This window comes from Pseudomonas hamedanensis, assembly GCF_014268595.2.
GTDB lineage: Bacteria > Pseudomonadota > Gammaproteobacteria > Pseudomonadales > Pseudomonadaceae > Aquipseudomonas > Aquipseudomonas hamedanensis.
In genome coordinates this window covers 5913073-5935252 of the sequence record NZ_CP077091.1, presented here as the reverse complement: position 1 = coordinate 5935252, position 22180 = coordinate 5913073, and the positions used below count along the sequence as shown (strand labels likewise).

32 protein-coding genes are annotated in these 22180 nt (G+C 55.0%); all 32 read left to right on the top strand.

Features of this window, described 5'->3' with window-relative positions; all coding sequences use genetic code 11:
• Positions 1-20 precede the first annotated feature (20 nt).
• The 32 genes from rpoC to HU739_RS25975 all read left to right on the top strand — a co-directional run bounded on the left by rpoC (position 21) and on the right by HU739_RS25975 (position 22180).
• Positions 21-4220 (top strand): DNA-directed RNA polymerase subunit beta', encoded by a 4200-nt coding sequence (gene rpoC, locus HU739_RS26130; RefSeq protein ID WP_186546711.1) that lies wholly within the window; start codon positions 21-23, stop codon positions 4218-4220.
• Between the two features lie 216 nt (positions 4221-4436).
• Positions 4437-4808 carry a 30S ribosomal protein S12 gene (rpsL, locus tag HU739_RS26125; protein ID WP_003186084.1) on the top strand — a complete coding sequence of 124 codons (372 nt, stop codon included), beginning with the start codon at positions 4437-4439 and terminating at the stop codon, positions 4806-4808.
• Between the two features lie 107 nt (positions 4809-4915).
• The gene (rpsG, locus tag HU739_RS26120) at positions 4916-5389 is read left to right on the top strand and encodes a 30S ribosomal protein S7 (protein ID WP_016772941.1); all 474 of its coding nucleotides are present in this window, start codon (positions 4916-4918) and stop codon (positions 5387-5389) included.
• Positions 5390-5419: 30 nt separating this feature from the next.
• Positions 5420-7525, top strand: coding sequence for an elongation factor G (gene fusA / locus HU739_RS26115; RefSeq protein WP_186546712.1), 2106 nt, complete (start codon positions 5420-5422; stop codon positions 7523-7525).
• Between the two features lie 31 nt (positions 7526-7556).
• Positions 7557-8750 carry an elongation factor Tu gene (tuf, locus tag HU739_RS26110; protein ID WP_003176426.1) on the top strand — a complete coding sequence of 398 codons (1194 nt, stop codon included), beginning with the start codon at positions 7557-7559 and terminating at the stop codon, positions 8748-8750.
• A 158-nt stretch (positions 8751-8908) separates the two neighbouring features.
• Positions 8909-9220, top strand: a complete 312-nt coding sequence (gene rpsJ, locus HU739_RS26105; RefSeq protein WP_003186070.1) for a 30S ribosomal protein S10 — start codon at positions 8909-8911, stop codon at positions 9218-9220.
• 80 nt (positions 9221-9300) lie between these two features.
• Entirely contained in the window at positions 9301-9936 is a 636-nt protein-coding gene (gene rplC, locus HU739_RS26100; RefSeq protein ID WP_003228738.1) for a 50S ribosomal protein L3, read from the top strand.
• Between the two features lie 12 nt (positions 9937-9948).
• Positions 9949-10551 (top strand): 50S ribosomal protein L4, encoded by a 603-nt coding sequence (gene rplD, locus HU739_RS26095; RefSeq protein WP_003228735.1) that lies wholly within the window; start codon positions 9949-9951, stop codon positions 10549-10551.
• Positions 10548-10847: a 50S ribosomal protein L23 gene (gene rplW / locus HU739_RS26090; RefSeq protein WP_002555488.1), complete on the top strand. Its 300-nt coding sequence runs from the start codon at positions 10548-10550 to the stop codon at positions 10845-10847. The genes rplD and rplW overlap by 4 nt, the downstream gene beginning before the upstream one ends.
• Before the next feature lie 14 nt (positions 10848-10861).
• Positions 10862-11686 carry a 50S ribosomal protein L2 gene (gene rplB, locus HU739_RS26085; RefSeq protein WP_003228734.1) on the top strand — a complete coding sequence of 275 codons (825 nt, stop codon included), beginning with the start codon at positions 10862-10864 and terminating at the stop codon, positions 11684-11686.
• A gap of 16 nt (positions 11687-11702) precedes the next feature.
• Positions 11703-11978 carry a 30S ribosomal protein S19 gene (rpsS, locus tag HU739_RS26080; RefSeq protein WP_003228731.1) on the top strand — a complete coding sequence of 92 codons (276 nt, stop codon included), beginning with the start codon at positions 11703-11705 and terminating at the stop codon, positions 11976-11978.
• Positions 11979-11989: 11 nt separating this feature from the next.
• Positions 11990-12322, top strand: coding sequence for a 50S ribosomal protein L22 (gene rplV / locus HU739_RS26075; protein WP_003103908.1), 333 nt, complete (start codon positions 11990-11992; stop codon positions 12320-12322).
• Between the two features lie 13 nt (positions 12323-12335).
• Complete coding sequence (rpsC, locus tag HU739_RS26070; RefSeq protein WP_003176422.1) at positions 12336-13022, top strand: 30S ribosomal protein S3; 687 nt, start codon at positions 12336-12338, stop codon at positions 13020-13022.
• 12 nt (positions 13023-13034) lie between these two features.
• Complete coding sequence (gene rplP, locus HU739_RS26065; RefSeq protein WP_007896757.1) at positions 13035-13448, top strand: 50S ribosomal protein L16; 414 nt, start codon at positions 13035-13037, stop codon at positions 13446-13448.
• Positions 13448-13639 (top strand): 50S ribosomal protein L29, encoded by a 192-nt coding sequence (gene rpmC, locus HU739_RS26060; protein ID WP_002555481.1) that lies wholly within the window; start codon positions 13448-13450, stop codon positions 13637-13639. Before rplP ends, rpmC begins: the two co-directional genes overlap by 1 nt.
• Positions 13640-13641: 2 nt before the next feature.
• Positions 13642-13908 (top strand): 30S ribosomal protein S17, encoded by a 267-nt coding sequence (rpsQ, locus tag HU739_RS26055; protein ID WP_003194644.1) that lies wholly within the window; start codon positions 13642-13644, stop codon positions 13906-13908.
• Positions 13909-13931: 23 nt separating this feature from the next.
• Positions 13932-14300: a 50S ribosomal protein L14 gene (rplN, locus tag HU739_RS26050; protein WP_002555479.1), complete on the top strand. Its 369-nt coding sequence runs from the start codon at positions 13932-13934 to the stop codon at positions 14298-14300.
• Between the two features lie 11 nt (positions 14301-14311).
• Positions 14312-14626 (top strand): 50S ribosomal protein L24, encoded by a 315-nt coding sequence (rplX, locus tag HU739_RS26045; RefSeq protein WP_186546713.1) that lies wholly within the window; start codon positions 14312-14314, stop codon positions 14624-14626.
• 20 nt (positions 14627-14646) lie between these two features.
• Positions 14647-15186, top strand: coding sequence for a 50S ribosomal protein L5 (gene rplE / locus HU739_RS26040; RefSeq protein ID WP_003176415.1), 540 nt, complete (start codon positions 14647-14649; stop codon positions 15184-15186).
• A 13-nt stretch (positions 15187-15199) separates the two neighbouring features.
• Positions 15200-15505 carry a 30S ribosomal protein S14 gene (gene rpsN, locus HU739_RS26035; protein WP_126366851.1) on the top strand — a complete coding sequence of 102 codons (306 nt, stop codon included), beginning with the start codon at positions 15200-15202 and terminating at the stop codon, positions 15503-15505.
• A gap of 208 nt (positions 15506-15713) precedes the next feature.
• Positions 15714-16106: a 30S ribosomal protein S8 gene (rpsH, locus tag HU739_RS26030; protein ID WP_016772944.1), complete on the top strand. Its 393-nt coding sequence runs from the start codon at positions 15714-15716 to the stop codon at positions 16104-16106.
• A gap of 12 nt (positions 16107-16118) precedes the next feature.
• The gene (rplF, locus tag HU739_RS26025; RefSeq protein WP_003176412.1) at positions 16119-16652 is read left to right on the top strand and encodes a 50S ribosomal protein L6; all 534 of its coding nucleotides are present in this window, start codon (positions 16119-16121) and stop codon (positions 16650-16652) included.
• 10 nt (positions 16653-16662) lie between these two features.
• Positions 16663-17013: a 50S ribosomal protein L18 gene (gene rplR, locus HU739_RS26020; protein WP_003186037.1), complete on the top strand. Its 351-nt coding sequence runs from the start codon at positions 16663-16665 to the stop codon at positions 17011-17013.
• Positions 17014-17016: 3 nt separating this feature from the next.
• The gene (gene rpsE, locus HU739_RS26015) at positions 17017-17517 is read left to right on the top strand and encodes a 30S ribosomal protein S5 (RefSeq protein ID WP_064392263.1); all 501 of its coding nucleotides are present in this window, start codon (positions 17017-17019) and stop codon (positions 17515-17517) included.
• A 2-nt stretch (positions 17518-17519) separates the two neighbouring features.
• Positions 17520-17696 carry a 50S ribosomal protein L30 gene (gene rpmD, locus HU739_RS26010; RefSeq protein WP_003176408.1) on the top strand — a complete coding sequence of 59 codons (177 nt, stop codon included), beginning with the start codon at positions 17520-17522 and terminating at the stop codon, positions 17694-17696.
• 3 nt (positions 17697-17699) lie between these two features.
• Positions 17700-18137, top strand: coding sequence for a 50S ribosomal protein L15 (gene rplO / locus HU739_RS26005; protein ID WP_003228720.1), 438 nt, complete (start codon positions 17700-17702; stop codon positions 18135-18137).
• Positions 18138-19466: a preprotein translocase subunit SecY gene (secY, locus tag HU739_RS26000; RefSeq protein WP_016772945.1), complete on the top strand. Its 1329-nt coding sequence runs from the start codon at positions 18138-18140 to the stop codon at positions 19464-19466.
• Positions 19467-19493: 27 nt separating this feature from the next.
• Complete coding sequence (rpmJ, locus tag HU739_RS25995) at positions 19494-19610, top strand: 50S ribosomal protein L36 (protein WP_002555468.1); 117 nt, start codon at positions 19494-19496, stop codon at positions 19608-19610.
• 130 nt (positions 19611-19740) lie between these two features.
• A complete protein-coding gene (gene rpsM, locus HU739_RS25990; RefSeq protein ID WP_009045849.1) occupies positions 19741-20097 on the top strand; it encodes a 30S ribosomal protein S13 in 357 nt (118 codons plus the stop codon).
• 30 nt (positions 20098-20127) lie between these two features.
• On the top strand, positions 20128-20517 hold the full coding sequence (gene rpsK, locus HU739_RS25985; RefSeq protein WP_002555466.1) for a 30S ribosomal protein S11: 390 nt from the start codon (positions 20128-20130) through the stop codon (positions 20515-20517).
• An 18-nt stretch (positions 20518-20535) separates the two neighbouring features.
• Positions 20536-21156, top strand: coding sequence for a 30S ribosomal protein S4 (gene rpsD, locus HU739_RS25980; RefSeq protein ID WP_003176404.1), 621 nt, complete (start codon positions 20536-20538; stop codon positions 21154-21156).
• A gap of 22 nt (positions 21157-21178) precedes the next feature.
• Complete coding sequence (locus HU739_RS25975) at positions 21179-22180, top strand: DNA-directed RNA polymerase subunit alpha (protein ID WP_003186012.1); 1002 nt, start codon at positions 21179-21181, stop codon at positions 22178-22180.

The window sequence follows — 22180 nt, the reverse complement described above, 5'->3', positions numbered from 1 at the left end:
CTCCGCCAGGAGGAAAGGCCTTGAAAGACCTACTGAATTTGCTGAAAAACCAGGGTCAAGTCGAAGAGTTCGACGCCATCCGTATCGGATTGGCCTCGCCGGAGATGATCCGCTCGTGGTCGTTCGGTGAAGTTAAAAAGCCGGAAACCATCAACTACCGTACGTTCAAACCTGAGCGTGACGGCCTGTTCTGCGCCAAGATCTTTGGCCCGGTAAAGGATTACGAGTGCCTGTGCGGTAAGTACAAGCGCTTGAAACACCGTGGTGTGATCTGTGAGAAGTGCGGCGTTGAAGTTGCACTGGCCAAGGTTCGTCGTGAGCGCATGGCGCACATCGAACTGGCTTCGCCGGTTGCCCACATCTGGTTCCTGAAATCGCTGCCGTCGCGTATCGGCCTGCTGATGGACATGACCCTGCGTGATATCGAACGCGTTCTCTACTTCGAGAGCTATGTCGTTATCGATCCAGGCATGACCACCCTTGAAAAAGGTCAACTGCTGAACGACGAGCAGTACTTCGAAGCGCTGGAAGAGTTCGGTGATGATTTCGATGCCCGCATGGGTGCCGAAGCTGTCCGTGAACTGCTGCACGCTATCGACCTGGAACACGAGATTGGCCGTCTGCGCGAAGAGATTCCGCAAACCAACTCGGAAACCAAGATCAAGAAGCTGTCCAAGCGTCTGAAGTTGATGGAAGCCTTCCAGGGTTCCGGCAACCTGCCAGAGTGGATGGTGCTGACCGTTCTGCCGGTTCTGCCGCCAGATCTGCGTCCACTGGTCCCGCTGGATGGTGGTCGTTTCGCGACTTCCGACCTCAACGATCTGTATCGTCGAGTGATCAACCGTAACAACCGCTTGAAGCGTCTGCTCGATCTGTCCGCTCCGGACATCATCGTGCGCAACGAAAAGCGTATGTTGCAGGAAGCGGTCGATGCACTGCTCGACAACGGTCGTCGTGGCCGCGCTATCACCGGTTCCAACAAGCGTCCTCTGAAATCCCTGGCTGACATGATCAAGGGTAAGCAGGGTCGTTTCCGTCAGAACTTGCTCGGTAAGCGTGTTGACTACTCCGGTCGTTCGGTAATTACCGTAGGTCCGACCCTGCGTCTGCACCAGTGCGGTCTGCCGAAGAAGATGGCTCTGGAGCTGTTCAAGCCGTTCATTTTTGGCAAGCTGGAAATGCGCGGTCTGGCGACCACCATCAAAGCGGCCAAGAAAATGGTCGAGCGCGAGCTGCCAGAGGTTTGGGACGTTCTCGCCGAAGTGATTCGCGAACACCCGGTCCTGCTCAACCGTGCACCGACCCTTCACCGTCTGGGTATCCAGGCGTTTGAACCGGTACTGATCGAAGGTAAGGCTATTCAGCTGCACCCGCTGGTCTGCGCCGCGTACAACGCCGACTTCGACGGCGACCAAATGGCCGTGCACGTACCGCTGACACTGGAAGCCCAGTTGGAAGCGCGTGCGTTGATGATGTCGACCAACAACATTCTGTCGCCAGCCAACGGTGAGCCAATCATCGTTCCGTCGCAGGACGTTGTATTGGGTCTGTACTACATGACCCGTGAAGCGATCAACGCCAAAGGCGAAGGTCGCGTGTTTGCGGATCTGCAGGAAGTCGACCGTGTATTCCGTGCCGGCGAAGCCGCACTGCATGCCAAGGTCAAGGTTCGTATCAACGAAACCGTCAACGACCGTGACGGCAACAGCGTGAGCGGTACCCGTATCGTCGACACCACTGTCGGCCGTGCGCTGCTGTTCCAGGTTGTGCCAAAAGGTCTGTCGTACGACGTCGTCAACCTGCCGATGAAGAAGAAGGCGATCTCCAAGCTGATCAACCAGTGCTACCGCGTGGTTGGTCTGAAAGAGACCGTGATCTTCGCTGACCAGTTGATGTACACCGGTTTCGCTTACTCGACTATCTCGGGTGTTTCCATCGGTGTTAACGACTTCGTTATCCCGGATGAAAAAGCCCGCATCATCGGTGCAGCTACCGACGAAGTGAAAGAGATCGAGAGCCAGTACGCCTCCGGCCTGGTAACCCAGGGCGAGAAGTACAACAAAGTGATCGACCTCTGGTCGAAAGCGAACGATGAAGTTTCCAAGGCGATGATGGCCAACCTCTCGAAAGAGAAAGTCATCGACCGTCATGGCGACGAAGTCGACCAAGAGTCTTTCAACTCGATGTACATGATGGCCGACTCGGGTGCGCGGGGTTCCGCTGCACAGATTCGTCAGCTGGCCGGTATGCGTGGTCTGATGGCCAAGCCGGACGGTTCCATCATTGAAACGCCGATTACCGCGAACTTTCGTGAAGGTTTGAGCGTACTTCAGTACTTCATCTCGACTCACGGTGCTCGTAAGGGTCTGGCGGATACCGCGTTGAAAACTGCGAACTCCGGTTACCTGACGCGTCGTCTGGTAGACGTGGCGCAGGATCTGGTAGTAACCGAGATCGATTGCGGCACCGAACACGGTCTGCTGATGACTCCGCACATTGAAGGCGGTGACGTTGTAGAGCCGTTGGGTGAGCGCGTATTGGGTCGTGTTATTGCCCGTGACGTGTTCAAGCCGGGTACCGAGGACGTTATCGTTCCTGCCGGCACTCTGGTTGACGAGAAGTGGGTCGAGTTCATCGAGCTGAACAGCATCGACGAAGTGATCGTGCGTTCGCCGATCAGTTGCGAAACCCGCTACGGCATTTGCGCCAAGTGCTACGGTCGCGATCTGGCTCGTGGTCACCAGGTGAACATCGGTGAAGCGGTCGGCGTTATCGCTGCCCAGTCCATCGGTGAGCCGGGTACCCAGCTGACCATGCGTACGTTCCACATCGGTGGTGCGGCAAGCCGTACTTCCGCTGCCGACAGCGTTCAGGTGAAGAATGGCGGTACCGTCCGTCTGCACAACCTGAAGCACGTTGAGCGAGTGGATGGCCACCTGGTTGCTGTGTCCCGTTCCGGTGAGCTGGCGATCGCTGACGACTTCGGTCGTGAGCGCGAGCGTTACAAGCTGCCGTACGGTGCTGTGATTTCGGTTAAAGAAGGTGACAAGGTCGACGCTGGCGCAATCGTGGCCAAGTGGGATCCGCACACTCACCCGATCGTTACCGAAATGAAAGGTACCGTGACCTACGTAGGCATGGAAGAAGGCATCACGATCAAGCGTCAGACTGACGAATTGACCGGTATGACCAACATTGAAGTTCTCGACGCGAAAGATCGTCCAGCAGCGGGCAAAGAAATTCGTCCAGCAGTGAAGATGGTCGACGACAACGGCAAGGATCTGTTGCTGCCAGGCACTGACGTTATCGCTCAGTACTTCCTGCCAGCCAACGCCCTGGTCGGTGTAGCGGACGGTGCGAAGATTGCGATCGGTGACGTTATCGCTCGTATTCCGCAGGAAACTTCGAAGACTCGTGACATCACCGGTGGTCTGCCGCGTGTTGCCGACCTGTTCGAAGCTCGTCGTCCGAAAGAAGCGTCGATTTTGGCTGAAGTCAGCGGCACCATCGCGTTCGGTAAAGAGACCAAAGGCAAGCGCCGTCTGGTCATTACCCCGAACGACGGTAGCGATCCGTACGAAGAGCTGATTCCGAAGTGGCGTCACCTGAACGTCTTCGAAGGCGAACAGGTAAACCGCGGCGAAGTTATCTCCGACGGTCCAAGCGATCCGCACGACATCCTGCGTCTGCTGGGTGTGAGCGCGCTGGCCAAGTACATCGTCAACGAGATCCAGGACGTTTATCGTCTGCAAGGCGTGAAGATCAACGACAAGCACATCGAGACCATCCTGCGTCAGATGCTGCGTAAAGTTGAGATCGCTGAATCCGGCGATTCCAGTTTCATCAAGGGCGACCAGATGGAACTGACTCACGTACTGGTAGAAAACGAGCGTCTGGGCGCGGAAGACAAGTTTGTCTCCAAGTACACTCGCGTTCTGTTGGGTATCACCAAGGCGTCGTTGTCCACCGAATCGTTCATCTCGGCGGCTTCCTTCCAGGAAACCACCCGCGTACTGACCGAAGCGGCAGTCACCGGCAAGCGCGATTACCTGCGTGGCCTGAAAGAAAACGTAGTCGTGGGTCGTCTGATCCCGGCCGGTACCGGTCTTGCCTATCACAGCGAGCGCAAGCGTCGTCGTGAAGCAGACAAGCCGTTGCGCGTAAGCGCCAGTGAAGTGGAAGCCGCACTGACCGAAGCGCTGAACTCGAGCGGTAACTGAGTTCTGCGATAAATGAGCGTAAGGCCCTGGTCGCTCCGTTCATCGAATCGAGACATTTAGTCGAGGTTTGATGGGCGGGGAGGTCGGGGCCTTGCCTTGACTGGGGCCAAGATCCTCTTTAGACTCTTGATCCCCTAAATTTGGCGGGAATTCGTTCCTGCCATTTTGCTTTTCTTGCAAGACAATAGCGTCGCAAGACAACAGTGGAGCTAGTAGATGGCAACTATCAACCAGCTGGTACGTCAGCCGCGTAAGCGTATCGTCGAGAAATCCGACGTGCCTGCGCTGCAGAACTGCCCGCAACGTCGTGGTGTGTGCACCCGTGTGTACACCACCACGCCGAAAAAACCTAACTCGGCACTGCGTAAAGTATGCCGTGTGCGTCTGACCAACGGTTTCGAGGTTTCCTCGTACATCGGCGGTGAAGGCCACAACCTGCAAGAGCACAGCGTGGTACTGATCCGCGGCGGTCGTGTAAAAGACTTGCCAGGTGTTCGTTACCACACCGTTCGCGGCTCCTTGGATACTTCCGGCGTTAAAGGCCGTAACCAGGGTCGTTCGAAGTACGGTACCAAGCGTCCGAAGTAATCGGTCGTTTTGCAGATTTTTATTTTATTGAGTCGATAAGAGTAAGGTCGGGCACGCATCCTCTGGATCTGTCCCGAGCTAACCTGAAGACCGCTTGAGGGCTTATCATGCCAAGACGTCGCGTAGCAGCAAAGCGTGAGATTCTGGACGATCCGAAATACGGAAGCCAGATCCTCGCCAAATTCATGAACCACGTTATGGAAAGCGGCAAGAAAGCCGTTGCGGAACGTATCGTTTATGGTGCCCTGGAAACCGTTGCGGCCCGTAAGGCTGGCACCGATCCCCTGGAACTCTTCGAAAAAGCACTCGACGCCATCGCTCCGCTGGTCGAAGTGAAGTCGCGCCGCGTTGGTGGTGCTACTTACCAGGTTCCGGTCGAGGTTCGTCCTTCCCGTCGTAACGCTCTGGCAATGCGCTGGTTGGTAGACTTCGCACGCAAGCGTGGCGAGAAGTCTATGGCTCTGCGTTTGGCTGGCGAACTGCTGGATGCTGCTGAAGGTAAAGGTGCTGCTGTTAAGAAGCGTGAAGACGTGCACCGTATGGCCGAAGCTAACAAAGCTTTCTCGCACTACCGCTTCTAATTTTAGCTTCACTAATTTTGCGAGGGCTTTATGGCTCGTACTACTCCGATTAGCCGCTACCGTAACATCGGTATCGTCGCTCACGTGGATGCTGGTAAAACCACCACCACCGAGCGCGTACTGTTTTACACCGGCAAAAGTCACAAAATGGGCGAGGTGCATGACGGCGCCGCGACCACAGACTGGATGGTTCAGGAGCAGGAGCGTGGTATTACCATTACTTCTGCTGCCATTACCGCCTTCTGGAAAGGTTCCGAGAAGCAGTACTCTCACGAGCACCGTTTCAACGTAATCGATACCCCGGGCCACGTAGACTTCACCATTGAAGTAGAGCGCTCCCTGCGCGTACTCGACGGCGCTGTCGTTGTGTTCTGCGGTACTTCGGGTGTTGAGCCGCAGTCGGAAACCGTATGGCGTCAAGCCAACAAGTACGGTGTTCCACGTCTTGTTTACGTAAACAAGATGGACCGTGCTGGCGCCAACTTCCTGCGCGTGATCGGTCAGATCAAGCAGCGTCTGGGTCACACCCCGGTGCCGATCCAGTTGGCCATCGGTTCGGAAGACAACTTCCAGGGTCAGATCGATCTGATCAACATGCAAGCTGTCTACTGGAACGACTCTGACAAAGGTATGGTCCCTGTTCGCAAGGACATCCCTGCCGAGCTGCAAGAGCTGGCTGAAGAGTGGCGCAACAACATGGTTGAAGCTGCCGCTGAAGCCAACGAAGAGCTGATGAACAAGTACCTGGAAGGCGAAGAGCTGTCGATCGAAGAGATCAAAGCTGCTTTGCGTCAGCGTACTATCGCCGGCGAAATCGTTCTGGCTGTTTGCGGTTCTTCGTTCAAGAACAAGGGCGTTCCCCTGGTTCTCGATGCCGTTATCGACTACCTGCCTGCTCCGACCGACATTCCTGCTATCAAGGGTACCAACCCTGATAACGAGGAAGAAGAGATGGAGCGTCATGCAGACGACAGCGAGCCTTTCGCGGCTCTGGCGTTCAAGATCGCTACTGACCCATTCGTGGGTACTCTGACTTTCGTCCGCGTTTACTCGGGCGTGTTGAACTCCGGCGACGGCGTGATCAACTCGGTCAAAGGCAAGAAAGAGCGCGTGGGTCGTATGGTGCAAATGCACGCAAACGCCCGTGAAGAGATCAAGGAAGTACGCGCTGGCGACATCGCGGCCCTGATCGGCATGAAGGACGTCACCACTGGTGAAACCCTCTGCAACGCTGACAAGCCAATCATCCTGGTTCGCATGGACTTCCCGGAGCCGGTTATTTCGGTTGCCGTAGAGCCTAAGACCAAGGATGACCAGGAAAAAATGGGTATCGCTCTGGGCAAACTCGCTCAGGAAGACCCGTCTTTCCGCGTTAAAACTGATGAAGAGACTGGTCAGACGATCATCTCCGGCATGGGCGAGCTGCACCTGGACATCCTGGTTGACCGGATGCGCCGTGAGTTCAACGTCGAAGCCAACATCGGCAAGCCTCAGGTTTCGTATCGTGAGCGCATCACGAAGAGCTGTGAAATCGAAGGCAAGTTCGTTCGTCAGTCCGGTGGTCGCGGCCAGTTTGGTCACTGCTGGATCCGTTTTGCTCCTGCTGACGAAGGTCAGGAAGGTCTGCAATTCGTGAACGAAGTAGTAGGTGGTGTGGTTCCTAAGGAATACATCCCGGCTATCCAGAAGGGTATCGAAGAGCAGATGAAGAACGGCGTTGTTGCCGGCTATCCGCTGATCGGCCTGAAGGCTACCGTGTTCGATGGTTCTTACCACGACGTCGACTCCAACGAGATGGCGTTTAAAGTGGCTGCTTCCATGGCGACCAAGCAACTGGCCCAGAAGGGTGGTGGTGAGTTGCTCGAGCCGATCATGGCGGTAGAGGTTGTTACGCCTGAAGACTATATGGGTGATGTGATGGGCGACCTTAACCGTCGTCGCGGCATGATCCAGGGTATGGAAGACACAGTGTCCGGCAAGGTTATCCGTGCCGAGGTTCCACTGGGTGAGATGTTCGGTTATGCGACCGACGTTCGTTCCATGTCCCAGGGTCGCGCAAGCTACTCTATGGAATTCAAAAAATACGATACGGCTCCGTCGCACATCGTCGAATCCGTAACCAAAAAACAAGGCTGATTCAGCCCCTTTAGGCTAGGAGTTAATTGTCGTGGCTAAAGAAAAATTTGATCGTTCCCTACCGCACGTCAACGTTGGCACCATTGGTCACGTTGACCACGGTAAAACCACTCTGACTGCTGCTCTGACTCGCGTTTGCTCCGAAGTATTCGGTTCGGCAATCGTTGACTTCGACAAGATCGACAGCGCGCCAGAAGAAAAAGCTCGTGGTATCACCATCAACACCGCGCACGTTGAATACAACTCGCTGATCCGTCACTACGCTCACGTTGACTGCCCAGGTCACGCTGACTATGTGAAGAACATGATCACCGGTGCTGCCCAGATGGACGGCGCAATCCTGGTTTGCTCGGCCGCTGATGGTCCGATGCCACAAACCCGTGAGCACATCCTGCTGTCCCGTCAGGTAGGCGTTCCGTACATCGTGGTTTACCTGAACAAGGCTGACCTGGTAGACGACGCTGAGCTGCTGGAACTGGTTGAGATGGAAGTGCGCGATCTGCTGAGCACTTACGACTTCCCAGGTGACGACACTCCGATCATCATCGGTTCTGCTCGTATGGCTCTGGAAGGCAAAGACGATAACGAAATGGGCACCACGTCCGTTCGTAAGCTGGTTGAGACTCTGGACAGCTACATCCCGGATCCAGTCCGTGTTATCGACAAGCCGTTCCTGATGCCAATCGAAGACGTATTCTCGATCTCCGGTCGCGGTACTGTTGTAACCGGTCGTATCGAGCGCGGTATCGTCAAGGTTCAGGATCCACTGGAAATCGTTGGTCTGCGTGACACTACTGTCACCACCTGCACCGGTGTTGAAATGTTCCGTAAACTGCTCGACGAAGGTCGTGCTGGCGAGAACTGCGGCGTTCTGCTGCGTGGTACCAAGCGTGACGACGTTGAGCGTGGCCAGGTTCTGGTCAAGCCAGGTTCGGTCAAGCCGCACACCAAGTTCGAAGCTGAAGTGTACGTACTGAGCAAGGAAGAAGGCGGTCGTCACACTCCGTTCTTCAAAGGCTACCGTCCACAGTTCTACTTCCGTACTACTGACGTGACTGGTAACTGCGAGCTGCCGGAAGGCGTTGAGATGGTAATGCCGGGCGACAACATCAAAATGGTTGTTACCCTGATCAAAACCATCGCAATGGAAGACGGTCTGCGTTTCGCTATTCGCGAAGGCGGCCGTACCGTTGGTGCTGGCGTTGTAGCTAAAATCATCGAGTAATTATCTCTTCTGAGATAGCTCTATGTTTTGAGAGGGCCCCCGCTTAGCGGGGGCCTTTTTTATTGGGTTGACACCTATCAGGGGCGTCTATAGAATTGCGCCTCCTTTTAACGGGCGTATTGCGCTCGGTGGGAATAGCAGCCGGAGTCTGAAATCCAATGCAAAATCAGCAAATCCGTATCAGGTTGAAGGCTTTTGACCATCGCCTGATCGACCAATCAACCCAGGAAATCGTGGAAACCGCGAAACGTACTGGTGCTCAAGTGCGTGGTCCAATTCCACTGCCTACCCGTAAAGAGCGGTTCACCGTTCTGGTTTCCCCGCACGTCAACAAAGACGCGCGCGATCAGTACGAGATCCGCACTCATAAGCGTGTACTGGACATCGTCCAGCCAACGGATAAAACCGTTGATGCGCTGATGAAGCTTGATCTTGCGGCCGGTGTGGAAGTGCAGATCAGCCTCGGCTAAGACTCGGTCTTGGTCGTGTAACGCTCTGAAATGGGCGGCCATAGCGGGTGAAAGCCCCGTACACTCATGAGGTTTACAACATGACTATTGGTGTAGTCGGTCGTAAATGCGGTATGACCCGTATTTTCACCGAAGAAGGTGTCTCCATTCCGGTCACGGTCATTGAGATCGAGCCGAATCGCGTCACCCAGTTCAAAACTGAAGAGACCGATGGCTATCGTGCAGTGCAAGTCACTGTCGGCGAGCGTCGCGCTTCGCGTGTAACAGCAGCTCAAGCTGGCCACTTCGCTAAAGCGAACGTTGCCGCTGGTCGCACCACCATGGAATTCCGTCTTGAAGAAGGCGAGTACCAGGCTGGCGATCTGATCAACGCTGAAATCTTCGCCGCTGGTCAACTGGTTGATGTAACCGGTCAGTCCAAGGGTAAAGGCTTCCAGGGTACGATCAAGCGTTGGAATTTCCGCGGGCAAGATAACACCCACGGTAACTCCGTATCCCACCGCGTCCCAGGCTCTATCGGCCAGTGCCAGACTCCTGGTCGTGTATTCAAGGGCAAAAAAATGTCCGGTCATATGGGCGCTGAGCGCGTGACCGTGCAGTCCCTGGAAGTAGTGCGCGTGGACGCTGAACGCAATCTGTTGTTGGTCAAGGGTGCTGTTCCTGGCGCTACTGGCGGCAACCTGGTTGTACGTCCAGCAGCCAAGGCTCGCGGTTAAGGGGAAGCTGACATGCAATTAAATGTAAATGACGCTCAAGCGATCGAAGTTTCCGAACTGACATTTGGCGGCGAATTCAACGAGACGCTGGTTCACCAAGCAGTCGTGGCCTACATGGCCGGCGGCCGTCAAGGTAGCAAGCAGCAGAAAACCCGTTCCGACGTTCGTGGTGGCGGCAAACGCCCATGGCGTCAGAAAGGTACTGGCCGCGCTCGTGCCGGTACTATCCGTAGCCCAATCTGGCGTGGCGGCGGTACCACTTTCGCAGCTCGTCCACAGGATCACTCCCAGAAGCTGAACAAGAAGATGTATCGCGCAGCAATGCGTTCCATCCTTGCTGAGCTGGTGCGTACTGATCGTCTGGTCGTGGTTCAGGATTTCGCTGTTGAAACTCCGAAAACCAAAGATCTGCTGGGCAAACTGAACAACATGAGCCTGACCGACGTTCTGATCGTGTCGGACGCTGTTGATCAGAACCTGTACCTGGCTGCTCGCAACCTGCCGCACGTAGATGTACGTGACGTGCAAGGTTCCGATCCAGTTAGTCTGATCGCATACGACAAGGTGTTGATCACCGTGTCGGCCGTGAAGAAATTCGAGGAGCTGCTGGGATGAACCAGGAACGCGTATTTAAAGTTCTGCTTGGCCCGCACGTTTCCGAGAAGGCTACGGTTCTGGCAGACAAGAAAGGCCAGTTCGTTTTCAAGGTTGCTACTGACGCAACCAAGCTGGAAATCAAGAAGGCCGTCGAAAGCCTGTTCAGCGTGAAAGTTGAGCGTGTTACTACCCTGAACGTTCTGGGTAAGAGCAAGCGCACAGCTCGCGGTCTGGGCAAGCGCAATGACTGGAAGAAGGCAGTTATCTCCCTTCAGCCAGGCCAAGATCTCGATTTCAGCAGCAGTGCTGAGTAAGGAAGGGGTGCATCATGGCAATCGTTAAATGCAAACCGACTTCCCCTGGCCGCCGTTTTGTGGTCAAGGTGGTCAACCAGGAGCTGCATAAAGGCGCTCCTCACGCACCGCTGCTCGAGAAAAAATCGAAGACTGGTGGTCGTAACAACAATGGCCGTATTACCACGCGTCACATCGGTGGTGGTCATAAGCAGCATTATCGTATGGTCGATTTCCGTCGCAACGACAAAGATGGCATCGTCGCCACTGTCGAGCGTATCGAATACGATCCAAACCGTACTGCTCACATCGCACTGCTTTGCTACGCAGACGGCGAGCGCCGCTACATCATCGCCCCTAAAGGCGTGAGTGCTGGCGACCAGCTGATCGCGGGCGCTCTGGCTCCAATCAAGCCAGGCAACGCTCTGCAACTGCGCAACATTCCAGTCGGTTCTACCGTACACGGCATCGAATTGAAGCCAGGTAAAGGTGCACAGATCGCTCGTTCCGCTGGTGCTTCGGCTCAGTTGATCGCTCGTGAAGGTGTCTACGTGACCCTGCGTCTGCGTTCCGGTGAAATGCGTAAAGTCCTGGCTGAATGCCGTGCGACCCTGGGCGAAGTCTCGAACTCCGAGCACAGCCTGCGTTCGCTGGGTAAAGCTGGTGCCAAGCGCTGGCGTGGCGTTCGCCCAACCGTTCGTGGTGTTGCCATGAACCCGGTTGACCACCCACATGGTGGTGGTGAAGGTCGTACCTCTGGTGGTCGTCATCCGGTATCGCCATGGGGCTTCCCGACTAAGGGCGCGAAGACTCGTGGTAATAAGCGTACCGACAAAATGATCGTCCGTCGTCGCAAGTAAATAGAGGGATACGACAGTGCCACGTTCTCTGAAAAAAGGTCCTTTTATTGATCTTCACCTACTGAAGAAGATCGAAGTGGCGGCGGAAAAGAACGATCGCAAACCAATTAAGACTTGGTCGCGTCGTTCGATGATCCTGCCACAAATGGTCGGTCTGACCATCGCAGTACACAACGGTCGTCAACACGTCCCAGTTCTCGTTAACGAAGACATGGTCGGCCACAAACTGGGCGAGTTCGCCGGTACCCGCACTTATCGCGGGCACGTGGCTGACAAGAAAGCCAAGCGTTAAGGGGTTAGGAAATGGAAGTAGCCGCTAAGTTGTCGGGCGCTCGAATCTCCGCCCAGAAAGCCCGCTTGGTCGCCGACCAGATCCGCGGGAAGAAGGTGGGCGAAGCGCTCAACCTGTTGGCTTTCAGCAGTAAGAAAGCCGCCGAGATCATGAAGAAAGTGCTGGAGTCGGCCGTAGCCAACGCCGAGCATAACGAAGGCGCAGACGTTGATGACCTGAAGGTCAGCACTGTTTTCGTCAACGAAGGGCGTTCGCTGAAGCGCATCATGCCACGTGCCAAAGGCCGTGCTGATCGCATCGTCAAGCGGTCTTGCCATATCACTGTCAAGGTTGCTGACAAGTAACGGAGTCGAAGAGATGGGTCAGAAAGTACATCCCATTGGCATTCGCCTGGGAATCGTCAAGGAGCACACCTCCGTCTGGTACGCAGACGGTCGGACTTATGCGGACTACTTGTTCGCAGATCTGAAAGTGCGTGAGTATCTCCAAGACAAACTAAAAAGCGCGTCCGTAAGCCGTATCGATATCCATCGTCCGGCACAAACAGCACGTATCACCATCCACACCGCTCGTCCAGGTATCGTTATCGGGAAGAAAGGTGAAGATGTTGAGAAACTGCGTCAGGACCTGACCAAGCAAATGGGTGTGCCTGTGCACATCAATATCGAAGAGATCCGCAAGCCGGAGCTCGACGGTATGCTGGTTGCGCAGAGCGTAGCTCAGCAGCTGGAGCGTCGTGTAATGTTCCGTCGCGCTATGAAGCGCGCAGTACAGAACGCCATGCGCATTGGTGCCAAAGGCATCAAAATCCAAGTGAGCGGTCGTCTCGGCGGTGCTGAAATCGCACGTACTGAATGGTATCGCGAAGGTCGTGTGCCATTGCACACCCTGCGTGCCGACATCGACTATGCCAACTACGAAGCTCACACCACCTACGGTGTGATCGGTGTAAAGGTTTGGATCTTCAAAGGCGAAGTTATTGGTGGTCGCCAAGAAGAACTGAAACCACAAGCACCAGCGCCTCGTAAAAAAGCTGCTAAGTAAGGGGTACGCCAAATGTTGCAACCAAAGCGTACGAAGTTCCGCAAGCAGATGACCGGCCACAACCGTGGTCTGGCTCAGCGCGGTAGCAAAGTCAGCTTCGGCGAGTTCGCGCTGAAGTCTGTAGCTCGTGGTCGTCTCACCGCTCGTCAGATCGAGTCAGCGCGTCGTGCTCTGACCCGTCACGTAAAACGTGGCGGCAAGATCTGGATCCGTGTATTCCCGGACAAGCCGATCTCCAAAAAACCTCTCGAGGTTCGTATGGGTAAAGGTAAGGGTAGTGTGGAGTACTGGGTTGCCCAGATTCAGCCAGGCAAAGTCCTGTATGAAATCGAGGGTGTTTCTGAAGAGCTGGCGCGTGAGGCTTTTGCCCTGGCTGCTGCAAAGCTGCCGCTCGCCACCGCCTTTGTTAAACGGACGGTGATGTGATGAAAGCGAATGAACTTCGTGAAAAATCCGCACAGCAGCTGAACGAGCAACTGCTCGGCTTGCTGCGCGACCAGTTCAATCTGCGTATGCAGAAAGCAACTGGCCAGTTGGGGCAGTCTCATCTGCTCTCGCAAGTTAAGCGTGACATCGCTCGCGTGAAGACTGTGCTCAACCAGCAGGCAGGTAAGTGATCATGGCTGAAGCCGAAAAAACTGTCCGTACGCTGACTGGCCGTGTTGTCAGCGACAAGATGGACAAAACCATCACCGTATTGATCGAGCGTCGCGTAAAGCACCCGATCTACGGTAAATACGTTAAGCGTTCGACTAAGCTGCACGCGCACGACGAAACCAATCAGTGCCACATCGGCGACAAAGTCACTATTCGTGAAACTCGTCCTATGGCCAAGACCAAGTCTTGGGCGCTGGTTGATGTTCTCGAACGCGCTGTGGAAGTCTAAGGACTAGGGGTCGGAGAAATTATATGATTCAGACTCAATCCATGCTCGATGTGGCCGATAACAGCGGCGCTCGCCGCGTTATGTGCATCAAGGTGCTGGGTGGCTCCCATCGTCGTTACGCTGGTATCGGTGACATCATCAAAGTTACCGTGAAGGAAGCAATTCCTCGCGGTAAAGTGAAAAAAGGCCAAGTGATGACTGCTGTTGTAGTCCGCACTCGTCACGGCGTACGTCGTGCTGATGGCTCCATTATCCGCTTTGATGGCAACGCTGCTGTTCTTCTGAACAACAAGCAAGAGCCGATCGGCACCCGTATCTTTGGGCCAGTGACCCGTGAACTTCGTACCGAGAAGTTCATGAAGATCGTCTCGCTCGCCCCAGAAGTGCTGTAAGGAGATCCGACATGCAAAAGATTCGTCGTGACGACGAGATCATCGTGATCGCCGGCAAAGACAAAGGTAAGCGCGGTAAGGTGCTCAAGGTTCTTGCTAATAACCGTCTGGTTGTTGGTGGTCTGAACCTGGTCAAGCGTCATACCAAGCCTAACCCGATGTCGGGCGTGCAAGGCGGTATCGTCGAAAAAGAAGCTCCACTGGACGCTTCTAACGTCGCCATTTTCAACGGCGAAACCAACAAGGCTGACCGCGTTGGTTTCAAAGTAGAAGATGGCAAGAAAATTCGTGTCTTCAAGTCGACCCAAAAAGCGGTTGATGCTTGAACACTGCTAGGTAGAAGACCATGGCACGACTAAAAGAGATTTACTGGAAGGAAATCGCACCGAAGCTTAAGGAAGAACTTAAGCTTTCGAACGTGATGGAAGTTCCACGCGTTACAAAAATCACCCTGAACATGGGTCTGGGCGAAGCAGTCGGTGACAAAAAAGTCATTGAGCATGCTGTTGCTGACCTGGAAAAGATCACCGGCCAGAAAGTCGTTGTGACCTACGCTCGTAAATCCATCGCTGGCTTCAAAGTCCGCGAGGGGTGGCCGATCGGCGTCAAGGTGACTCTGCGCCGTGAGCGTATGTACGAGTTCCTGGATCGTCTGCTGTCGATCTCCCTGCCTCGGGTTCGCGACTTCCGCGGCCTGAATGCCAAGTCCTTCGATGGTCGTGGCAACTACAGCATGGGCGTGAAAGAGCAGATCATTTTCCCGGAAATCGACTACGACAAGATCGATGCTCTCCGCGGTCTGGACATTACCCTGACCACCACTGCCAAGAACGATGATGAAGGCCGCGCTCTGCTGCGTGCTTTCAAATTCCCGTTCCGCAACTGATTGGAGTAGGAAAATGGCTAAGATGAGCATGAAGAACCGTGAGCTGAAGCGTCAGCTCACTGTTGCCAAGTACGCCACCAAGCGTGCAGCGCTGAAAGCTATCATCGTCGATCTGAACGCAAGTCCAGAAGCGCGTTGGGAAGCTACCGTGGCTCTGCAGAAGCAACCACGTGACGCAAGCGCTTCGCGCATGCGTAACCGTTGCCGCCTGACTGGTCGTCCGCACGGCGTTTACCGCAAGTTCGGCCTCGGCCGTAACAAGCTGCGTGAAGCTGCAATGCGTGGTGACGTTCCAGGTCTGGTTAAAGCCAGCTGGTAATCGCTGTCAAAGTCTCGGTGTTCGGGTTTGCAAGAACCTGACCACCGGTGACCTTGAATCTGAATCAAGCCCCTTTTGGGGCTTGATTCATTTCTGGGGTGTGTCTAGAATGACCGGCTCGCCTGAGCCCGTGTTTTTCTGCCCGGAAGTTCTCGGCGACAAGTAGTAGCCGCAAGGCTAATTTTTTTGTATTAGGAGCGTCTAGCCCATGAGTATGCAGGACCCGTTAGCGGACATGCTAACTCGAATCCGTAATGCCCAGATGGCTGAAAAGTCTGTCGTAAGCATGCCGTCTTCCACGTTGAAGGCTGCTGTAGCAAAAGTCCTGAAGGACGAAGGTTACATCGCGGATTTTCAGATCACCACCGACGCCAAGCCGTCGTTGTCCATCTCGCTGAAGTACTTCGAAGGCCGTCCGGTTATCGAAGAAGTGAAGCGCGTTAGTCGTCCAGGCCTGCGTCAGTACAAGTCCGTTGAAGATCTGCCGAAAGTTCGTGGCGGTCTTGGCGTGTCTATCGTCTCCACCAACAAAGGTGTGATGACGGATCGTGCTGCGCGCGCTGCCGGTGTCGGCGGCGAAGTTCTTTGCACTGTGTTCTAAGGGGGGATAAGCATGTCTCGCGTCGCTAAGAACCCCGTTAAGCTGCCAGCCGGTGTCGAAGTCAAATTCGCAGGCCAACAGCTTTCGGTGAAGGGTGCCAAGGGTACTCTTGAACTGAACATCCATTCGTCCGTTGAGATCGTTGAAGAAGCTGGTGAGCTGCGTTTCGCTGCTCGCAATGGCGATCAACAAACTCGCGCAATGGCCGGTACCACGCGTGCGTTGGTAAACAACATGGTCCAGGGCGTAAGCCAAGGCTTCGAGCGCAAGCTCCAGCTGGTCGGTGTTGGTTACAAAGCGCAAGCAAAAGGCACGGTTCTGAACCTTGCCCTTGGCTTCTCGCACCCAGTGGATTACGAACTGCCGGAAGGCATCACCGCTGAGACTCCTAGCCAGACCGATATCCTGATCAAGGGCATCGACAAGCAGCTGGTAGGTCAAGTGGCCGCTGAGATCCGCGACTTCCGTCCACCAGAGCCGTACAAAGGCAAAGGTGTGCGCTACGCGGACGAAGTCGTCCGTCGTAAAGAAGCCAAGAAGAAGTAGGGCATAGCAAATGACCGACAAAAAAGTTACTCGACTGCGTCGCGCTCGCAAAGCACGCCTGAAAATGCACGAACTCGAAGTCGTGCGTCTCTGCGTGTTCCGCTCGTCGCAGCACATCTACGCCCAGGTCATCTCGGCCGACGGCAACAAAGTCCTGGCAAGTGCCTCGACTTTGGATAAAGAACTGCGTGATGGTGCCACTGGCAACATCGACGCGGCCACAAAGGTTGGCCAGCTGGTCGCTACGCGTGCTAAGGCCGCTGGCGTCTCGCAAGTGGCTTTCGACCGCTCTGGCTTCAAGTACCACGGCCGCGTTAAAGCGCTGGCTGATGCTGCTCGTGAAGCTGGGCTGGAGTTCTAAGTTATGTCAAATAACGACCAAAAGCGCGACGAAGGCTACATCGAGAAGCTGGTTCAAGTTAACCGCGTAGCCAAAACCGTTAAAGGCGGCCGTATCTTCACTTTCACCGCGTTGACCGTGGTAGGTGATGGTAAAGGGCGTGTTGGCTTCGGCCGTGGCAAGTCACGTGAAGTGCCTGCTGCGATCCAGAAGGCAATGGAAGCTGCTCGCCGCAACATGATCCAAGTTGACCTGAACGGCACCACTCTGCAGTACGCAATGAAGTCCGGTCACGGCGCTTCGAAGGTGTACATGCAGCCTGCTTCTGAAGGTACCGGTATCATCGCTGGCGGCGCTATGCGTGCTGTCCTCGAAGTTGCTGGTGTGCAGAACGTTCTGGCCAAGTGCTATGGCTCGACTAACCCGGTAAACGTGGTTCACGCCACTTTCAAGGGTCTGAAGGCTATGCAATCTCCTGAGTCCATCGCTGCCAAGCGTGGTCTGACTGTCAAGGAGATCTTCTGATCATGGCTACCGTTAAAGTAACGCTGATCAAAAGCATGACCGGCCGCATCCCTAACCACAAACTGTGCGTTAAGGGTCTGGGTCTGCGTCGCATCGGTCACACTGTAGAAGTCCAGGATACTCCCGAGAATCGCGGGATGATCAACAAGGCTTACTACATGCTGCGTGTCGAGGGTTAATCGATGAAACTCAATGATCTGAGTCCAGCGCCGGGTTCCCGTCGCGAAAAGCATCGTCCGGGCCGTGGTATCGGTAGTGGTTTGGGCAAGACCGGTGGCCGTGGCCACAAAGGTCAGACCTCCCGCTCCGGTGGCACCATCGCTCCAGGCTTTGAAGGCGGTCAACAGCCGCTGCATCGTCGCCTGCCTAAGTTCGGTTTCGTTTCCCTGAAGGCCATGGACCGCGCAGAAGTGCGTCTGTCCGAGCTGGCTAAAGTGGAAGGCGACATCGTTACTGTGCAGTCCCTGAAAGATGCCAACGTGATCAACGTCAACGTACAGCGTGTGAAAATCATGCTGTCCGGTGAAGTGACTCGCGCTGTCACTATCGGCAAGGGAATCGGCGCCACCAAAGGTGCGCGTGCGGCTATCGAAGCAGCTGGCGGCAAGTTCGAGGAATAAATGGCTAAGCAAGGTGCTCTCTCTGCGCTCGGCAAAGGCGGTATGTCTGAACTCTGGGCTCGTCTGCGTTTTCTGTTCCTGGCGATTATCGTCTACCGAATAGGCGCACACATCCCGGTTCCAGGTATCAACCCGGACCGTCTCGCGGACCTGTTTCGACAGAATGAGGGGACCATTCTTAGCTTGTTCAACATGTTTTCCGGCGGCGCGCTGGAGCGGATGAGTATCTTTGCACTGGGGATCATGCCGTATATTTCGGCATCGATCATCATGCAACTGATGACCGCCGTCAGCCCGCAGCTGGAGCAGTTGAAGAAGGAAGGTGAAGCTGGCCGTCGCAAGATCAGCCAGTACACCCGCTACCTCACCGTCGCTCTCGCTCTAGTCCAGGCCATTGGCATGTCCATTGGTCTGGCGGGGCAGGGCGTTGCGTTCACTGGTGACTTTGGCTTCCATTTCGTCGCGGTAACCACATTTGTGGCTGGTGCGATGTTCATGATGTGGCTGGGTGAGCAGATTACTGAGCGTGGTGTTGGCAACGGTATCTCGATGTTGATTTTTTCGGGTATCGTCGCCGGTCTTCCGAGAGCAATCGGGCAGTCTTTCGAGTCTGCGCGTCAGGGTGATATCAACATCTTCGCCTTGGTTGCCATCGGTTTGCTGGCAGTAGCGATTATCGGTTTCGTGGTGTTCATTGAGCGTGGTCAGCGTCGTATTGCTGTTCACTACGCCAAGCGTCAGCAGGGCCGTAAGGTCTTCGCTGCGCAGACTAGCCACTTGCCGCTGAAGGTGAACATGGCCGGTGTTATTCCGGCTATTTTCGCGAGCAGCATTTTGCTGTTCCCGGCTTCGTTGGGTGCCTGGTTCGGTCAGTCTGAAGGTATGGGCTGGTTGCAGGACATCTCGCAGTCGATCGCTCCTGGTCAGCCGTTGAATATTCTGCTGTTTAGTGCAGGGATTATTTTCTTCTGCTTCTTCTATACGGCGTTGATGTTCAATCCGAAAGACGTAGCGGAAAACCTGAAGAAGTCCGGTGCCTTTATTCCGGGCATTCGTCCAGGTGAGCAGTCTGCGCGCTACATTGATGGCGTTCTGACTCGCTTGACCCTGTTCGGTGCTCTTTACATGACGGCCGTGTGCTTGCTTCCCCAGTTCCTGGTGGTTGCAGCCAACGTACCGTTCTACCTTGGCGGGACCTCGTTGCTGATCGTGGTCGTGGTTGTGATGGACTTCATGTCCCAAGTACAATCGCACCTCGTTTCGCACCAGTACGAATCCCTGATGAAGAAAGCCAACCTGAAGGGTTACGGCAGCGGCATGTTGCGCTGAGTACCCATAAGGTTCGAGGAGTTGGTGATGAAAGTTCGTGCATCGGTGAAAAAGCTGTGCCGTAACTGCAAGATTATTCGCCGCGAAGGTGTTGTTCGAGTAATTTGCAGCGCGGAACCGCGTCACAAACAGCGCCAAGGCTGAGTGTGATTGTGCTTCAAGCCCGGTAGCTAGTGCGCTACCGGGTTGATTATTTGTTATTACAGCGATATTATCTCGCGCCCTATTTCTTGGCTTCCGGGGCGTAGGTAGCTGTCAATTGGAGTCCCACTGAATGGCCCGTATTGCAGGCGTTAACATTCCAGATAACAAGCATACTGTTATCTCGCTGACCTACATCTATGGTGTTGGTCGCACTACTGCACAGAAAATCTGTGCAGAAACTGGGGTAAACCCAGCAGCAAAGATCAAAGATCTGAGCGACGAGCAAATTGAACAGCTGCGTGGCGAAGTGGCGAAGTTCACCACTGAAGGTGACCTGCGTCGCGAAATCAACATGAAAATCAAGCGCTTGATGGACCTCGGTTGCTATCGCGGTCTGCGTCATCGTCGCGGTCTTCCAGTGCGCGGTCAGCGTACCAAGACCAACGCGCGTACCCGTAAAGGTCCGCGTAAGCCGATCCGCAAGTAATCGCCCCAGCGAATCGACAGGAATTTAATCATGGCAAAACCTGCTGCTCGTCCTCGTAAAAAAGTTAAAAAGACAGTGGTTGATGGCATCGCCCACATCCATGCATCTTTTAACAACACCATCGTGACCATCACCGACCGTCAAGGTAACGCTCTTTCCTGGGCTACCTCCGGTGGTTCGGGTTTCCGCGGTTCCCGCAAGTCCACCCCGTTTGCTGCTCAAGTAGCTGCTGAACGTGCTGGTCAAGCTGCGCTGGAATACGGCCTGAAAAACCTCGACGTCAACGTCAAAGGTCCAGGTCCAGGTCGTGAATCCGCAGTCCGCGCTTTGAACGGCTGTGGCTACAAGATCGCCAGCATCACCGACGTGACGCCAATCCCGCACAACGGGTGCCGTCCGCCGAAGAAGCGCCGCGTGTAATCCAGGAGATTGTAAAGAATGGCTCGTTACATTGGTCCAAAATGCAAACTCGCTCGTCGCGAAGGCACCGATCTCTTCCTGAAGAGCGGCGTGCGCGCGATCGAATCGAAGTGCAACATTGAAGCAGCACCTGGTATCCACGGCCAACGCCGCGGCCGCCAGTCCGACTACGGCACCCAACTGCGTGAAAAGCAGAAGGTCCGTCGTATCTACGGCGTTCTCGAGCGTCAGTTCAGCGGCTACTACAAAGAAGCTGCTGGCAAAAAAGGTGCAACCGGTGAAAACCTGCTGCAACTGCTCGAATGCCGTCTGGACAACGTTGTATACCGTATGGGCTTTGGTTCGACTCGTGCCGAATCCCGTCAGCTGGTATCGCACAAGTCGATCAGCGTCAACGGTCAGACCGTAAACGTTCCGTCGTATCAGGTTCGTGCTGGTGACGTGGTTGCAGTTCGCGAGAAAGCAAAAAACCAACTTCGCATTGTCCAAGCTCTCGATCTGTGTGCCCAACGTGGCCGCGTAGAATGGGTAGAAGTAGACACTGAGAAGAAGTCGGGCGTTTTCAAGAACGTTCCTGCTCGCAGTGATCTGTCCGCCGACATCAACGAAAGCCTGATTGTCGAGCTCTACTCCAAGTAAGGGCTAGAAAATAGGTGCATCCATGCAGATTTCGGTAAATGAGTTCCTGACACCCCGCCACATTGATGTGCAGGTTGTCAGTCCAACCCGCGCCAAGATCACTCTCGAGCCTCTCGAGCGTGGTTTTGGCCACACCCTGGGCAACGCGCTGCGACGCATCCTGTTGTCCTCAATGCCCGGCTGCGCAGTAGTCGAGGCCGAGATTGACGGTGTGCTCCACGAGTACAGCGCCATCGAAGGTGTACAGGAAGACGTAATTGAAATCCTGTTGAACCTTAAAGGTCTGGCCATCAAGCTGCACGGTCGTGACGAAGTTACGCTGACCTTGTCGAAGAAGGGTTCGGGGGTGGTTACCGCTGCCGATATTCAGCTGGATCATGATGTCGAGATCGTTAATCCCGATCACGTAATCGCTAACCTGGCGTCTAACGGCGCCCTGAACATGAAGCTCACCGTAGCTCGTGGTCGTGGTTATGAACCAGCCGACTCGCGTCAGAGCGATGAAGACGAAAGCCGCAGCATCGGTCGCTTGCAGCTTGACTCTTCGTTCAGCCCGGTTCGCCGTATCGCGTACGTGGTGGAAAACGCCCGTGTCGAGCAGCGTACCAACCTGGACAAGCTGGTTATTGATCTGGAAACCAACGGTACTCTGGATCCTGAAGAGGCTATTCGCCGCGCTGCAACCATCCTGCAACAGCAGTTGGCTGCGTTCGTCGACCTCAAGGGTGACAGTGAGCCAGTGGTTGTCGAGCAGGAAGACGAGATCGATCCGATCCTGCTTCGCCCGGTTGACGATCTGGAACTGACTGTACGTTCGGCTAACTGCCTTAAGGCGGAAAACATCTACTACATCGGCGACCTGATTCAGCGTACCGAAGTAGAGCTGTTGAAGACTCCGAACCTGGGCAAGAAATCCTTGACTGAAATCAAGGACGTTCTGGCCTCCCGCGGTCTGTCCCTCGGCATGCGCCTCGACAACTGGCCGCCTGCAAGTCTTAAGAAGGACGACAAGGCGACTGCCTGA